This is a genomic window from Streptomyces actinomycinicus (assembly GCF_016741775.1).
Taxonomy (GTDB): Bacteria; Actinomycetota; Actinomycetes; order Streptomycetales; family Streptomycetaceae; genus Streptomyces; species Streptomyces actinomycinicus.
Genome location: NZ_JAERRK010000017.1, coordinates 116,057 through 129,245, shown reverse-complemented (window position 1 = coordinate 129,245; position 13,189 = coordinate 116,057). Strand labels below are relative to the sequence as shown.

Sequence of the window (13,189 nt, the reverse complement as noted above, 5' to 3'; positions counted from 1 at the left end):
GTACTAATTCCTTCTCCGTCCCGTGCGACCTTGGCGGCGCTGTCGGGACAAGCCCGGCACATCACCTGAAACGGCCCTCGTCAGCGTCTCCTTGAGAGAAGGAAGAAGGTGGGCGGAACATGGCCGCCACCCAGAGGATCGCCGTCGGCGCCATGGTCGCCGCGGCCTGTGCGGCGTCGCTGGCCGGTTGCTCGACCGGCTCCGACGGCACGAAGGAAGGGGCGTCCGGCCCGCAGCAGGGGGCACCGGCGCCGGGGAGCGTGTTCCGGCCGATCGGCGACGGATCGACGGCGTACACCGGCTCCCAGCCGAATCTGTCCAGCCCCGAGCGGCTCAAGCCCGGTCAGAAGCCACCGCAGTTCGTCGTGTTCTCCTGGGACGGTGCGGGCGAGGACAGCCAGAAGCTGTTCTCGCACTTCCGCAAGGTCGCCAAGGAGAACAACGCGACCATGACGTACTTCCTCAGCGGCGTGTACATGCTGCCGGAGGAGAAACGTGACCTCTACAAGCCGCCGCAGCACTCGCCGGGCCGCTCCGACATCGGCTTCAACGACGAGCAGGGCATCGCCGACACCCTCGAGCAGGTACGGCAGGCCTGGCTGGAGGGCAATGAGATCGGCACCCACTTCAACGGTCACTTCTGCGGACCCGACGGCGGGGTCGGCACCTGGTCGGTGGACGAGTGGAAGAGCGAGATCGCCCAGGCCAAGAAGTTCGTCAAGTCCTGGAAGTCCAACGCCGGGCTGAAGGCCGACCCGCTGCCCTTCGACTACGACAAGGAGCTGATCGGCGGCCGTACCCCCTGCCTGGAAGGGCAGAAGAACTTCATGAAGGCCGCCCGCGAGCTGGGCTTCCGCTACGACTCCAGCGGGGTCGACGACCAGGTGTGGCCCGAGAAGAAGCGGGGCCTGTGGGATCTGTCGATGCAACTGGTGCCGTTCCCCGGCCACACCTATGAGCAACTGACCATGGACTACAACTTCATGGTCAACCAGTCCGGCACCGAGACCCAGGGCGACCCCGACATGTTCGACTACTGGGGCGACCAGATGCGTGACGGTCTCCTCAAGGGCTTCTACCGGGCCTACGACGGCAACCGTGCGCCCCTGATCATCGGCAACCACTTCGAGTCCTGGAACGGCGGCACCTACATGCGGGCCGTCGAGGACGTGGTGAAGGAGGTCTGCGGCAAGCCTGACGTGCGGTGTGTCTCCTTCCGTCAACTGGCCGACTGGCTGGACGCCCAGGACCCGCGCGTCCTGGCGAAACTGCGCACCCTGAACGTGGGCGAGGCGCCCCGGCAGGGCTGGGCGTCCTTCCTGTCCGGCCGGCCGGCCCCGGCGCCCAGGGGGGTGCCCGGGGCGCCGGCGGACAAGGCGTAGGCGTCAGGCAGGGGTTGCCACGCCCTCTCCGAGCACGAAGCCGGGGTCGACCTGCGCTGCCAGGTCGGTCCCGGTGCGCTCGTTGCCCCAGGACTCGGCGTTCTTCAGGTGGAAGTGCACCATCTGGCGGGTGTAGCGCTCCCAGTCACGCCGTTCGTAGGTGGCGTCCGCCGCGGCCCGCATGGTCTGCAGCGCACGGGCGTTGGGCTCCTCCAGGAGATCGAACCGGGGTGGGCGGCCCTTTTCCATGGCGCGCACCCAGTCCGAGCGCCCGACCGTCACGAGCAGGTCGTCCCCGACCTCCGCGCGCAGGAAGTCGACGTCGTCCTGTTCCTGGATCTTGTTGCCGACGACCTTCAGGTCGACGCCGAAGTCGCGGGCGTACTCCTTGTACTGGCGGTAGACGGAGACCCCCTTCCGGGTCGGCTCGGCGACGAGGAACGTCATGTCGAACCGGGTGAACATGCCGGAGGCGAAGGAGTCCGAACCGGCCGTCATGTCGACCACGACGTACTCGTCGGGACCGTCGACGAGATGGTTCAGGAACAGCTCCACCGCTCCCGTCTTGGAGTGGTAGCAGGCGACCCCCAGGTCGGCGTCCGTGAAGGGGCCCGTGACCATCAAACGGACGGCTCCGCCGTCGAGTTCCACCGGGCGCGCACAGGCGTCGTAGACCGGGTTGGGCTCCCGCACCTGCACCAGCCGCGAGCCTTCTCCGGGCGGGGTCGTCTTGATCATCGTCGCGGCGGAGGCGATGCGCGGGTTGCTGCCGCGCAGGTAGTCCTTGATCAGCGGCAGCCGCTCGCCCATGGCGGGCAGTGCCGCCGCCTCCGTCTCATGGAGGCCGAGGGCGGGGCCGAGGTGCTGGTTGATGTCGGCGTCGATGGCGACCACCGGAGCGCCGGCCGCCGCGAGGTGGCGGATGAAGAGGGAGGAGAGCGTGGTCTTGCCACTGCCGCCCTTCCCGACGAAAGCAATTTTCATGTTCACCAAGCGTAGTGGTGTGATAGCTGTACGTGTCACACGAGAGTGAAGAAGACCACTCCTTCGTGGGGTCCGCCGACGGGATGCGTAGGGTCGTACTCATGAGTACGACAGGCGCGAACGCCGATCCGCTCGCGGCCCTGGGCGCGCTGCCCGGCGTGGCCGAGTCCGTGGAGTCCGTGCGCAAGGCCGTGGACCGGGTCTACGGGCACCGGATCATGCGCCGGCGCAGCAACGCCATCACCTCCGAGGCGGCCCTGCGCGGCGCCCGGGGCTCGGCCGCGCTGTCCGGCGCCGACTGGGCCCTGGAGGAGGTGCGGCGGCGCACCGACTTCAGCGCCGACCCGGAGGCCCGTGTGGTGGGGGCGGCCCTGCGGCTCACCGCCGAGGCGGGACAGCTGCTGTCCATCTGGCGCCAGTCGCCCCTGCGGGTGCTGGCCCGGCTGCATCTGGTGGCCGCGGCGGGCAAGGAGGAGCAGGTCGGCCGGCCGCGTCAGGCGGGCGAGGCGGTGGACGAGCCGCTGGTCGAGCTGCCGCTGCCGGCCGCCGAGGAGGTCTCGGGGCGGCTGGAGGGCCTCGCGGACCTGATTATCGCCGGCACCTCCGCGCCCGCCCTGGTGACGGCCGCGGTGGTGCACGGCGAGCTGCTCGCGCTGCGTCCCTTCGCGTCCCACAACGGCCTGGTGGCGCGTGCGGCCGAGCGGATCGTGCTGATCGGCAGCGGCCTGGACCCGAAGGCGGTCTGTCCGGCCGAGGTCGGGCACGCCGAACTGGGCCGCGCCTCCTACCTGGCCGCGCTGGACGGATACGTCTCCTGCACCCCCGAGGGCATGGCGGCATGGATCGCGCACTGCGGCCGGGCGATCGAGCTGGGCGTGCGCGAGTCGACGGCGGTGTGTGAGGCCCTGCAGCGCGGCGCTGCCTGAGGAGGGACCCCGTCAGGGCGGACCTCGGAGTTGAAGGCCCCCGTCAGGACGGACCCCGGAAGGGCGGACCCGGGGAGGGTGGTCCGGAAGGGCGGACCCCGGAAACGGGTTGCGGCGGTACGATTTCTCGTACCGCCGCTGGCATGATCACCCGGTTACCAAGCGTCCTCGATATGTGCCCATCAGGCCGGGATGCTTTGCCCGTCACCTGGTGCGGCTGGCCCGTAATCGACGGGTCGACGTCGCGTGGGTGCCCGATGTTCATGCTGGGTCCGTGGGGCCAACTGCGTAGTGGTAGGGGATCCTCTCGGATGTCCTTTGGTCTCGCGGGCCTAAGTTCTTTGTACCGCGAGCGGGGAGCAAGCGGAACCCCTGCCCGCACTTCTTTACTTACACGCTCAAACGGGGTGAAACGGCTGCGGCTCAGGCCGTGCTGCGGCGCTTGCTGGCGTACCAGACGAGGCCGGCGGTCGCCGCTGCCGCTCCTACGGCCGCCGCCGCGACCAGTGCCGGGCGGGGCGGCACCGAGAGCGCGGGCAGCCGCTTCTTGAGCGGGACCGGGTGGCGGAACTCCAGCACCGGCCAGCCGTGCGCGAGCGCCTCGCGGCGCAGGGCCCGGTCCGGATTCACGGCGTGCGGGTGCCCGACCGTCCGGAGCATCGGCAGGTCGGTCGCCGAGTCGCTGTAGGCGTAGCAGCGGTCGAGGTCGTATCCCTCGGAGACGGCCAGTTCCCGGATGGCCTCGGCCTTGGTCGGGCCGTAGGCGTAGTACTCGACCTCGCCGGTGAAGCAGCCGTCCTCGCCGACGACCATGCGGGTGGCGACCACGCGGTCCGCGCCCAGCAGCTCGCCGACCGGTTCGACGACCTCGGCGCCCGAGGTGGACACGATCACGACGTCGCGGCCGGCCGTGTGGTGCTCCTCGATGAGCGAGGCGGCCTCGTCGTAGATGATCGGGTCGATCAGCTCGTGCAGCGTCTCGGCGACGATCTCGCGCACCTGCTGGACGTTCCAGCCGCGGCACAGTGCGGACAGATACTCGCGCATGCGCTCCATCTGGTCGTGGTCCAGGCCGCCGGCCAGGAAGACGAACTGGGCATATGCGGTACGCAGCGCGGCCCTGCGGTTGATCAGCCCGCCTTGGTAGAAGGACTTGCTGAAGGTGAGCGTGCTCGACTTCGCAATGACCGTCTTGTCCAGGTCAAAGAAGGCTGCTGCGCGGGGCAAGGAGTGGTTTTCCACGCCCTTGAGCATAGGCGCCCACCATTCGGCGTAAGGTGTGGCGCGTGGGTTTGCCTGAGAGGGCTCTCGGGTACACCATGGAAGTCACGGATCGTTCGCGACCGTGCTAACCCGGCCCGACTCCTCCCCCCCCCGAGTCGGCCGTGGGGACGACCCCCGCTCTCCCCCCCGGCGGGGGTCGTCGCATGTCCGGACGGGTTTTCCGGCTCCTCCTCTTTCTTCGTGCGGTCCTGTGGCCGGCCCTGTGCCCCGCTGTCCGCGGCTTCGGCATGTCCATGATCTGTTACGCAGTGTAATCGCCACGCTGCTCTGTGGAAGTCGCACGCGTATCAGTACAAGGGTCACCGGTATGGGTGATGGAGATATTCACAGGGCCCGGCTTGTCCACAGTTTTCAACCAAGATCCACATTATTTCGCGGATCGCTGCACCGTGATTCCAGTGCGCCCCGGCCGGGCCGAGTTCATGGCCGGTTCCGATTGCCGAGGCGCGTATGGCCGGTTCCTATCGGCCGTTCATATGGAGCCGCTTGCCGGTTCTTCACACCTTTGGGAATCGCGGGGCCGCAGGGGCTGCGCGGCCCACGCAGCGAAGGGGGGAACACCCGTGACCGGAACCGTCACCCACGACCCGCCACCCGGCACCGGAGGCCGGCCCGGACGGCCGCTCATCGTCACCGAGGACGCCGTGATCCTGGACGACCTGCTGCGCCTGTGCGCCGCGGCGGGCGCCACGCCCGAGGTCCATCACGGCGTACCGGAATCCGGGGACGGCTGGGAGGCGGCCCCGCTCGTGCTGGTCGGTGACGACGCCGCCCGCCGGGTGCGCGGGGCCGCGCGCCGGCCCGGAGTGGTGCTGGTGGGCCGGGATCAGGACGACTCGGGGGTGTGGAAACGAGCCGTCGAGATCGGCGCCGACCATGTCCTGATGCTCCCCGACGGCGAGCAGTGGCTGGTCGACCGCATCGCCGACGTGGCCGAGGGAATCGGCCGCCCCGCGCTCACCGTCGGAGTGATCGGCGGGCGGGGCGGGGCCGGCGCGTCCACGCTCGCGTGCGCGCTCGCCGTCACCTCCGCGCGTGAAGGACTGCGCACCCTGCTGGTGGACGCCGATCCGCTCGGCGGCGGACTCGACGTACTCCTCGGCGGCGAGAGCGCCGAAGGGCTGCGCTGGCCCGCCTTCGCCGCCTCCCGCGGCCGGGTGGGCGGCGGCGCCCTGGAGGAGTCGCTGCCCGAACTGCACTCCCTGCGCGTGCTCAGCTGGGACCGCGGCGACTGCGTCGCCGTTCCGGCCCAGGCGGTGCGCGCCGTGCTGGCCGCCGCACGGCGGCGCGGCGGCACCGTCGTGGTCGACCTGCCCCGGCGCCTGGACGACGGGGTCGCCGAAGCACTCGCCCAGCTCGACCTGGCCCTGGTCGTCGTCCCCGCCGAACTGCGCGCCGTCGCCGCCGCCGGACGGGTCGCCTCGGCCGTCGGCATGGTCGTGCGCGACCTGCGGGTGGTGGTCCGCGGGCCGTACCCGCCCGGCCTGGACGACCGGGAGGTGGCACGGCTGCTCGGGCTGCCGCTGGCCGGCGAGGTGCCCGTCGAACCGGCCCTGTTGCGCCCCCGAGGCGGCCCGAAACCCCCGGCCGGCACCGGCCGCGGCCCGCTCGCCCGCTTCTGCGTGAACTTCTGGGAGCGCGCCATGGCCGACGCGGGAGGCGCCCGATGACCCTCCCCGGCCTCGACCGGACCGACGGCGCGGCCCTGCTCGACGGCGTCCGCCGCTGGCTCGCCGAGAGCGGCGCCGAACCCACCCCCGCGCGCGTGGCCCAGGCCCTGCGCGAACAGGGCCGGGTGCTCGGTGACGCCGAGGTCCTCGGCGCGGCGGAGCACCTGAGGTCCGAACTCGTCGGCACCGGCCCCCTGGAGCCGTTGCTCGCCGACCCCGAGGTGACCGACGTCCTGGTCTCCGGCCCGGACCGGGTCTGGGTGGACCGCGGAGGCGGCCTGGAACTGACCCCCGTCTCCTTCCCCGACGCGGCGGCCGTACGACGCCTCGCGCAGCGGCTGGCCGCCGTGGCCGGACGCCGGCTGGACGACGCCCGGCCGTGGGCGGACGCCCGGCTGCCCGACGGCACCCGGCTGCACGCGGTGCTGCCCCCGGTCGCCGTCGGCTGCACCTGCCTGGCCCTGCGGGTGGTACGGCCCCGGGCCTTCACCGTCGAGGAACTCGTCGCGGCCGGCACGGTGCCGCCCGGCGGCGACCGGATCCTGCGGGCGCTCCTCGCGGCCCGGCTGTCCTTCCTCGTCAGCGGTGGCACCGGGAGCGGCAAGACGACCCTGCTGAGCGCCCTGCTCGGGCTCGTCGGACCGGGCGAGCGGATCGTGCTCGCCGAGGACTCGGCCGAGCTGAGACCGGACCACCCGCACGTCGTCCGGCTGGAGACCCGGCCCGCCAACCAGGAGGGCGCCGGGCTGGTCACCCTGGAGGACCTCGTGCGGCAAGCACTGCGGATGCGACCGGACCGGCTGGTCGTGGGCGAGGTGCGCGGACCCGAGGTCGTGCATCTGCTCGCCGCCCTCAACACGGGACACGAAGGCGGGTGCTGCACGGTTCACGCCAACGCCGCCGCGGACGTGCCGGCCCGGCTGGAGGCGCTGGCCACGGCCGCCGGACTGGACCGGGCCGCGCTGCACAGCCAGTTGGCGGCCGCCCTCTCCGTGGTGGTGCATCTCGTACGGGACCGGTCCGGGCGGCGCCGGATCGCCGAGGTGCATGTGCTGGAGCGGGACGCCGACGGGCTGGTGCGGACGGTGCCGGCTCTGTGCTGGGGCGAGCGGGAGTTCGTGCGGGAGCGGGGGTGGGAGCGGTTGCGGCAACTGCTCGGCACCGCCGACGAGTCGGGGGACGAGGGGGAGGGGTGGACGACGTGAGCGGTGGGACGTCGACGGGGACCGCGCTGGTCTGTCTCGGCGCGCTGGTCTGGCTGCTGGGCGGGCGCCACTACGGGATGCGGCGGGCGCGGCTGCTGCTCGCCGGCGGAGGAGCGGTGCCGGCCGGGCCGCCCGCCTGGGAACAAGCCCTCGCCGAGCTGCGGCGGGTACGCGGGCGGTGCGGACCCGAGTGGTGGGCGCTCGTCGCCGGGCTGGCGATCGGCCTGCTGGGTTCCTCGGTGATTCCGGTTGCCGCGGGGGCGGCCGGAGTCCCGGTGCTGCGGCGGATGCGGCTGACCCGCAGGGCCCGGCACGCCCGGGACCGGCGGGCGGACGCGGTGATCACCCTGTGCGGTGCGCTCGCCGGCGAGGTGCGGGTGGGACGGCAGCCCGGTGAGGCGCTGCTGCGGGCCGCGCGGGACTCCGACGGACTCGGCGACGCGCAGGCGGCCGTGGTCGCGGCGGCACGGTTCGGCGGGGACGTGCCCGGCGCGCTCGCCGTGGCGGCCCGGCAGCCGGGGGCCGAGGGCCTGCTCGGACTCGCCGCGTGCTGGCGGGTCGCCGTGGACCAGGGCGCCGGACTCGCCGCCGGGCTGGACCGGCTGGACGGAGCACTGCGGGCCGAGCGGGACCAGCGTGCCGATTTGCGCGCCCAGTTGGCGGGTGCCCGGGCCACCGCGGTGCTGCTCGCCGGCCTGCCCGCCCTCGGCCTCCTCCTCGGCGCGGCCATGGGCGCCGACCCGCTGCGGGTCCTGCTGCACAGCGGAGCCGGGCTCGGCTGCCTGGTGGCCGGGGCGGTGTTCGAGGCCGCGGGGATGTGGTGGGCCGCACGGATCGTGCGGGCGGCGGAGGGGGAGTGAGCGGTGGCTGTGAGCGGGGCGGAGGGGGAGTGAGCGGTGGCTGCGTGGAGGGGGTGAGTGGTGCCGTGTGGGCGACCGCGACCGCGACCGTGACGGCGACGGCGAGGGCGAGGGCGAGGGTGACGGCGACGACGAGGGCGGCGGGGTGATGGGTGGCCGAGGGCGTGGTCGGTGTGGTGGTCGATGGGGCCGGGATGGGCGGAAAGTCCGAAAGATGCGGAAAGGGCAGCGGGTATGAGCGGGGAAGTCGTCCACAGGCTGGGGATGGCCGGGATCGTCGTGCTGGTCCTCGGCTGGGGTGTCCGGCGACTGGATCTGGTCCGGCGCCGGCGGCGGGCACGGCGCCGGATGGCCGAGCTGATGGGTCTCGAACTCCCTCCGTCCGGGGCGTCGTTCACCGTGCCAGGTGTTGTACGGCGCTGGCTGCCACCGGCGGGCGCGGCCTTCGGCGCAGGGGTGCTGGTCGGCGGGTTCACCGGAATTCTGCTGGGGCTCGGTGTGGGCGTGGCGCTGTGGCGGTGGCGGGAACGGCAGACCTCGGCCGGGCAGACGGCGGCGGCCGACACGACCCCTGCGGCCCGCCAACTCCCCCTCGCCGCCGACCTGCTGGCTGCCTGTATCGCAGCCGGTGCCGGACCGGTGATCGCCGCTCATGCGGTGGGAGAGGCCCTCGGCGGGCCCGTCGGGCAGGCGCTCGCACGGGGTGCGGCGGAGGTCCGGCTCGGCGGCGAACCGGCTGACGCCTGGCGCGGCTTGGCGACGCTGCCCGGCGCCGGTGCTCTGGCGCGGCTGCTGGAGCGGGCGGACGAGTCCGGTCTGCCCGCGGCCGGGCCGGTGGCCCGCCTCGCCTCGGACGCACGGGCGGAATGGGCCCGCGCCACGACGGCCCGGGCGCGCCGGGCGGCCGTACTGATCTCCGCGCCGGTCGGGCTGTGCTTCCTGCCCGCGTTCATCGCCCTCGGCGTGCTGCCCGTGGTGATCGGACTGGCGGGCGGGGTGCTGGGAGGGAGGTGAGGCGAACGGGAGGAGCACCGCACGCGGACATCGGCCGAGTACCGAAATCGATCGACAACGAATCCGAGACCCACGGGGGTTGAGATGTTCAGGAAGTTCAGGGCAGGCGCGCTGCGCATGCGCCGGGCGTGCCGTCAGGACGCCGGAATGGTGACGTCCGAGTACGCGATGGGGATCATCGCGGCCGTCGGGTTCGCGTTGCTGCTCTACGAGGTCGTCACCAGCGGCCAGGTCCGGGCGGAGCTGCAGGCCATCGTGAAGAAGGCCCTCAGTGCGCGCATGTGACCGGCGTGACCGGGACCGCGGGTTCGTGACCGCGGAGACGGCCGTGGTGCTGTCCGTGCTGGTGGCGTTCACCATGGCGCTGGTCTGGGGGCTGCTCGTGGTGGCGGCACAGATCCAGTGCGTGGACGCCGCCCGCACGGGCGCCCGGGCCGCCGCCCGGCAGGATCCGGCCGACGCGGTGGTGACGGTGGCCCGGGACGGCGCACCGCGGGGAGCGCGGGTGAGCGTCGCACGCGAGGGCGACCGGGTCCGGGTGACGGTGGTGGCCAGACCACCGGTGCTGAGCGGGCTGCCGTTCGAGGTACGGGAGGAGGCCGTGGCGCTGGCTGAGGACACGGTGGGGACCGGGGGAGGCGGTCCATGAGGCGCGCGGACGAGCCGGGCCGGGCGGGGCCGCGCGGCGGCAGGCCCGGGGGCCCGAAGCGGGGGCGGGGGCGGCGGTGGGGCTCGGACCAGGGCTCGGCGACCGTCTGGAGTCTGGGGGCCGTCGCCGTGCTGTGCGTGGTGTTCGGCGCGGTGCTCGCCCTCGGCCAGGCCGTCGTCGTCCGGCACCGGGCGGCCGGCGGCGCGGATCTGGCGGCGCTCGCGGCGGCCGACCACTGGGCCGAGGGCGGGGCGGCGGCCTGCGCCCGGGCCGAGGGGCTGGCGGTGGCCCAGGATGTGCGGCTGGTGCGCTGCGCGGTCATGGGCGAGATCTCCGAGGTGACCGTGGCCGCGGGAAGGGGGCCGTTCGCGGCCGAGGTGCGGGCGAGAGCGGGTCCGGCGGGGCCCCTGACGCCCACACTCAAGGACGGGGCGCCTCCCCCGGAACTGCTTCCTCCGCCGGATGGCTCCCTGGCCCCTGTGCCGGAGCTGGTTCCTCCGTCGGATGGCTCCCTGGCCCCTGTGCCGGAGCTGGTTCCTCCCTCGGATGGCTCCCTGGCCCCTGTGCCGGAGCTGGTTCCTCCGTCGGATGGCTCCCTGGTCCCTGTGCCGGAACTGCTTCCTCCGTCGGATGGCTCCCTGGCCCCTGCTCCGAAGCGGATTCCTCCGTCTGCCGGTACTCCGGCTCCTCCTCCGGCGCCCCCCGCAACAGCACCGTGAGGAGCCGTACCGCGCCCCTCTTGTGCAGCGGGTCGTTGCCGTTGCCGCACTTGGGGGACTGGATGCAGGAGGGGCAGCCGGCCTCGCACTCGCAGGAGGCGATGGCCTCGCGGGTGGCGGAGAGCCAGGCGCGGGCGGTGTGGAAGGCACGCTCGGCGAAGCCCGCGCCGCCGGGATGGCCGTCGTAGACGAAGACCGTCGGCAGGAGCGTGTCGGGGTGCAGGGGGACCGACACGCCCCCGATGTCCCAGCGGTCGCAGGTGGCGAAGAGGGGCAGCATGCCGATCGAGGCGTGTTCGGCGGCGTGCAGGGAGCCGCCGAGGATCTCCGGGATGATCCGGGCCTCGTCCAGCTGGTCCTCCGTGACCGTCCACCACACCGCGCGTGTGCGCAGCGTACGAGGAGGGAGGTCGAGTTTCGTCTCGCCCAGGACCTCGCCGGTGATGAGGCGTCTGCGGAGGTAGGAGACCACCTGGTTGGTGACCTCGACGGAGCCGTAGCAGAGGCGTCCGTCGCCCCAGGGGATCTCGGTGTCCGTCTCCAGGACGGAGATCGACGTGGTGTCGCGGGCCACCGTCGAGTACGGCGGGTCGGCCTGCTCGACCAGGGCCACCGAGTCCTCCAGGTCCAGCCGGCGCACCAGGTAGGTGCGGCCCTGGTGCAGGTGGACCGCGCCCTCGTGGACCGTGGAGTGCGCGGCGCCCGCGTCGACCGTGCCGAGCAGCCGGCCCGTGTCGGCCTCCACGACCTGCACCGGACGCCCGCCGGCCCCGCGGATGTCGGTCAGGTCGGCGGCCCGCTCCCGGCGCGTCCAGTGCCACGCCCGCGTCCGCCGGCGCAGCAGCTTCGCGGCCTCCAGCTGCGGCAGCACGTCCGTGCAGGCGGGCCCGAAGAGATCCAGGTCCTCCTCGGTCAGCGGGATCTCCGCGGCGGCGGCACAGAGGTGCGGGGCGAGGACGTACGGATTGTCGGGGTCGAGGACCGTCGATTCCACCGGTCGGTCGAACAGGGCCTGCGGATGGTGGACGAGGAAGGTGTCCAGCGGGTCGTCGCGGGCGACCAGGACCGCGAGGGCGCCCTGGCCGGAGCGGCCCGCGCGGCCCGCCTGCTGCCACAGGGAGGCGCGCGTGCCCGGGTAGCCGGCGATCACGACCGCGTCCAGGCCCGAGACGTCCACGCCCAGCTCCAGGGCCGTGGTGGCGGCGAGGCCGAGGAGTTCCCCAGAGTGCAGGGCGCGTTCCAGGGCGCGGCGTTCCTCGGGGAGGTAGCCGCCGCGGTAGGCCGCGACACGCCGGGCCAGGGATCGGTCCACCTCGGCGAGTCTCTCCTGGGCGATCACCGAGATCAGCTCGGCGCCACGCCGGGAGCGTACGAAGGCGACCGAGCGGACGCCCTGCACGGTCAGGTCGGTCAGCAGGTCGGCGGTCTCGGCGGTGGCGGTACGCCGAACGGGCGCACCCTTCTCGCCCTGCAGTTCGGTGAGCGGGGGCTCCCAGAGGGCGAAGATGAGTTCCCCGCGCGGGGAGGCGTCGTCGGCGACCTCCACGACCGGCAGGCCGGTCAGCCGCCGGGCGGCGACCGCGGGCTCGGCGGCGGTCGCCGAGGCCAGCAGGAACACGGGGGAGGAGCCGTAGCGGGCGCACAGGCGGCGCAGGCGGCGCAGCACCTGGGCGACGTGCGAGCCGAAGACGCCGCGGTAGGTGTGGCACTCGTCGATGACGACGTACCGGAGCGACTTCAGGAAGGAGGACCAGCGTGGGTGGGACGGGAGTATGCCGCGGTGCAGCATGTCCGGGTTGGTGAGGACGTAGTTGGCGTACTGGCGGATCCACTCGCGTTCCTCGAACGGGGTGTCGCCGTCGTACACGGCCGGCCGTACGGATGTGCCGAGAGGTTGTGAAAGTTCCTTCACCGAACGGCACTGGTCCGCCGCGAGTGCCTTGGTGGGAGCCAGGTAGAGGGCGGTGGTGCCTCGGCCGTTCGGAGCCTCGGAGCCGTCCAGAAGGGTGGACAGGACGGGCGCGAGGTAGGCGAGGGACTTGCCCGAGGCGGTGCCGGTGGCGACGACCACCGAATCGCCGTCCAGGGCGTGCTCGGCGGCCAGTGCCTGGTGCGCCCAGGGGTGCTCGATGCCGCATGCCTGAACGGCTGCGATCACTTCGGACCGAATCCGATCAGGCCAGACGGCATGGCGGCCCGTGCGCGGGGGCAAGTGCTCCGTATGAGTGATGCGCGCAGACCGGCTCGGCCCGGAGGCGAGCCGGTCCAGGACCGTGCCCGGAGACGGGCGGGAGACCGGGTCAGCCGGGGATCGATCGGATCGGTGATTCTTGGCCATCGGCACCGAGTGTGTCACCGGCGTGACGGACAATGGAGCCAAGGCGTCGTGCACGCCTGCCGGTAAGTGATTGAATGCCATCGCGGCTGGCGATGCGTCCCGGGGGCCGCAAGCCGAGGTGCCCGAGGGGCGACCGCTCGATAGCAAGGTGCTGGAGG

General features: G+C 72.9%; 11 protein-coding genes and 1 pseudogene. 9 read left to right on the top strand and 3 right to left on the bottom strand.

Annotated features, from left to right (window positions below):
- The first annotated feature begins 119 nt into the window (after window positions 1-119).
- The gene (locus tag JK359_RS27580) at window positions 120-1,382 is read left to right on the top strand and encodes a polysaccharide deacetylase family protein (protein WP_201841088.1); all 1,263 of its coding nucleotides are present in this window, start codon (window positions 120-122) and stop codon (window positions 1,380-1,382) included.
- A gap of 3 nt (window positions 1,383-1,385) precedes the next feature.
- Here JK359_RS27580 and JK359_RS27575 read toward each other — a convergent pair whose 3' ends face one another.
- Entirely contained in the window at window positions 1,386-2,366 is a 981-nt protein-coding gene (locus JK359_RS27575; RefSeq protein ID WP_201841086.1) for an ATP-binding protein, read from the bottom strand.
- A 101-nt stretch (window positions 2,367-2,467) separates the two neighbouring features.
- On the opposite strand from JK359_RS27575, the gene JK359_RS27570 reads away from it, so the two are divergent.
- Window positions 2,468-3,292: a Fic family protein gene (locus JK359_RS27570; RefSeq protein WP_201841084.1), complete on the top strand. Its 825-nt coding sequence runs from the start codon at window positions 2,468-2,470 to the stop codon at window positions 3,290-3,292.
- Between the two features lie 423 nt (window positions 3,293-3,715).
- Here the strand turns inward: JK359_RS27570 and JK359_RS27565 are convergent, their stop codons facing one another.
- The gene (locus JK359_RS27565; RefSeq protein ID WP_201841082.1) at window positions 3,716-4,546 is read right to left on the bottom strand and encodes an HAD family hydrolase; all 831 of its coding nucleotides are present in this window, start codon (window positions 4,544-4,546) and stop codon (window positions 3,716-3,718) included.
- 593 nt (window positions 4,547-5,139) lie between these two features.
- Here JK359_RS27565 and ssd point away from each other — a divergent pair.
- From ssd to JK359_RS27530, 7 genes and pseudogenes are all read left to right on the top strand, one after another.
- The gene (ssd, locus tag JK359_RS27560; RefSeq protein ID WP_201841080.1) at window positions 5,140-6,246 is read left to right on the top strand and encodes a septum site-determining protein Ssd; all 1,107 of its coding nucleotides are present in this window, start codon (window positions 5,140-5,142) and stop codon (window positions 6,244-6,246) included.
- On the top strand, window positions 6,243-7,451 hold the full coding sequence (locus JK359_RS27555; RefSeq protein ID WP_201841078.1) for a TadA family conjugal transfer-associated ATPase: 1,209 nt from the start codon (window positions 6,243-6,245) through the stop codon (window positions 7,449-7,451). The genes ssd and JK359_RS27555 overlap by 4 nt, the downstream gene beginning before the upstream one ends.
- Window positions 7,448-8,311 carry a type II secretion system F family protein gene (locus tag JK359_RS27550; protein WP_201841076.1) on the top strand — a complete coding sequence of 288 codons (864 nt, stop codon included), beginning with the start codon at window positions 7,448-7,450 and terminating at the stop codon, window positions 8,309-8,311. Before JK359_RS27555 ends, JK359_RS27550 begins: the two co-directional genes overlap by 4 nt.
- 234 nt (window positions 8,312-8,545) lie before the next feature.
- Window positions 8,546-9,325, top strand: coding sequence for a type II secretion system F family protein (locus tag JK359_RS27545; RefSeq protein ID WP_201841073.1), 780 nt, complete (start codon window positions 8,546-8,548; stop codon window positions 9,323-9,325).
- A gap of 84 nt (window positions 9,326-9,409) precedes the next feature.
- On the top strand, window positions 9,410-9,610 hold the full coding sequence (locus JK359_RS27540) for a DUF4244 domain-containing protein (RefSeq protein WP_201841071.1): 201 nt from the start codon (window positions 9,410-9,412) through the stop codon (window positions 9,608-9,610).
- Window positions 9,611-9,635: 25 nt separating this feature from the next.
- Window positions 9,636-9,974, top strand: a complete 339-nt coding sequence (locus JK359_RS27535; RefSeq protein ID WP_201841068.1) for a TadE family type IV pilus minor pilin — start codon at window positions 9,636-9,638, stop codon at window positions 9,972-9,974.
- A pseudogene (locus JK359_RS27530) lies at window positions 9,971-10,414 on the top strand (Rv3654c family TadE-like protein); the annotation flags it as partial. The gene JK359_RS27535 and the pseudogene JK359_RS27530, both read left to right, overlap by 4 nt.
- On the opposite strand, the gene sftH reads toward JK359_RS27530, so the two are convergent.
- Window positions 10,395-13,112, bottom strand: coding sequence for a DEAD/DEAH box helicase (gene sftH, locus JK359_RS27525; RefSeq protein ID WP_236678530.1), 2,718 nt, complete (start codon window positions 13,110-13,112; stop codon window positions 10,395-10,397). The pseudogene JK359_RS27530 and the gene sftH sit on opposite strands and share 20 nt — an antisense overlap.
- Window positions 13,113-13,189: the final 77 nt, after the last annotated feature.

Bases quoted from the DNA above. Each gene is read 5' to 3' on its own strand.
- JK359_RS27575 (WP_201841086.1), bottom strand. From the start codon at position 2,366: ATGAAAATTGCTTTCGTCGGGAAGGGCGGCAGTGGCAAGACCACGCTC.
- JK359_RS27555 (WP_201841078.1), top strand. From the start codon at position 6,243: ATGACCCTCCCCGGCCTCGACCGGACCGACGGCGCGGCCCTGCTCGAC.
- sftH (WP_236678530.1), bottom strand. From the start codon at position 13,112: ATGGCATTCAATCACTTACCGGCAGGCGTGCACGACGCCTTGGCTCCA.
- JK359_RS27570 (WP_201841084.1), top strand. From the start codon at position 2,468: ATGAGTACGACAGGCGCGAACGCCGATCCGCTCGCGGCCCTGGGCGCG.
- JK359_RS27545 (WP_201841073.1), top strand. From the start codon at position 8,546: ATGAGCGGGGAAGTCGTCCACAGGCTGGGGATGGCCGGGATCGTCGTG.
- JK359_RS27540 (WP_201841071.1), top strand. From the start codon at position 9,410: ATGTTCAGGAAGTTCAGGGCAGGCGCGCTGCGCATGCGCCGGGCGTGC.
- JK359_RS27565 (WP_201841082.1), bottom strand. From the start codon at position 4,546: ATGCTCAAGGGCGTGGAAAACCACTCCTTGCCCCGCGCAGCAGCCTTC.
- JK359_RS27580 (WP_201841088.1), top strand. From the start codon at position 120: ATGGCCGCCACCCAGAGGATCGCCGTCGGCGCCATGGTCGCCGCGGCC.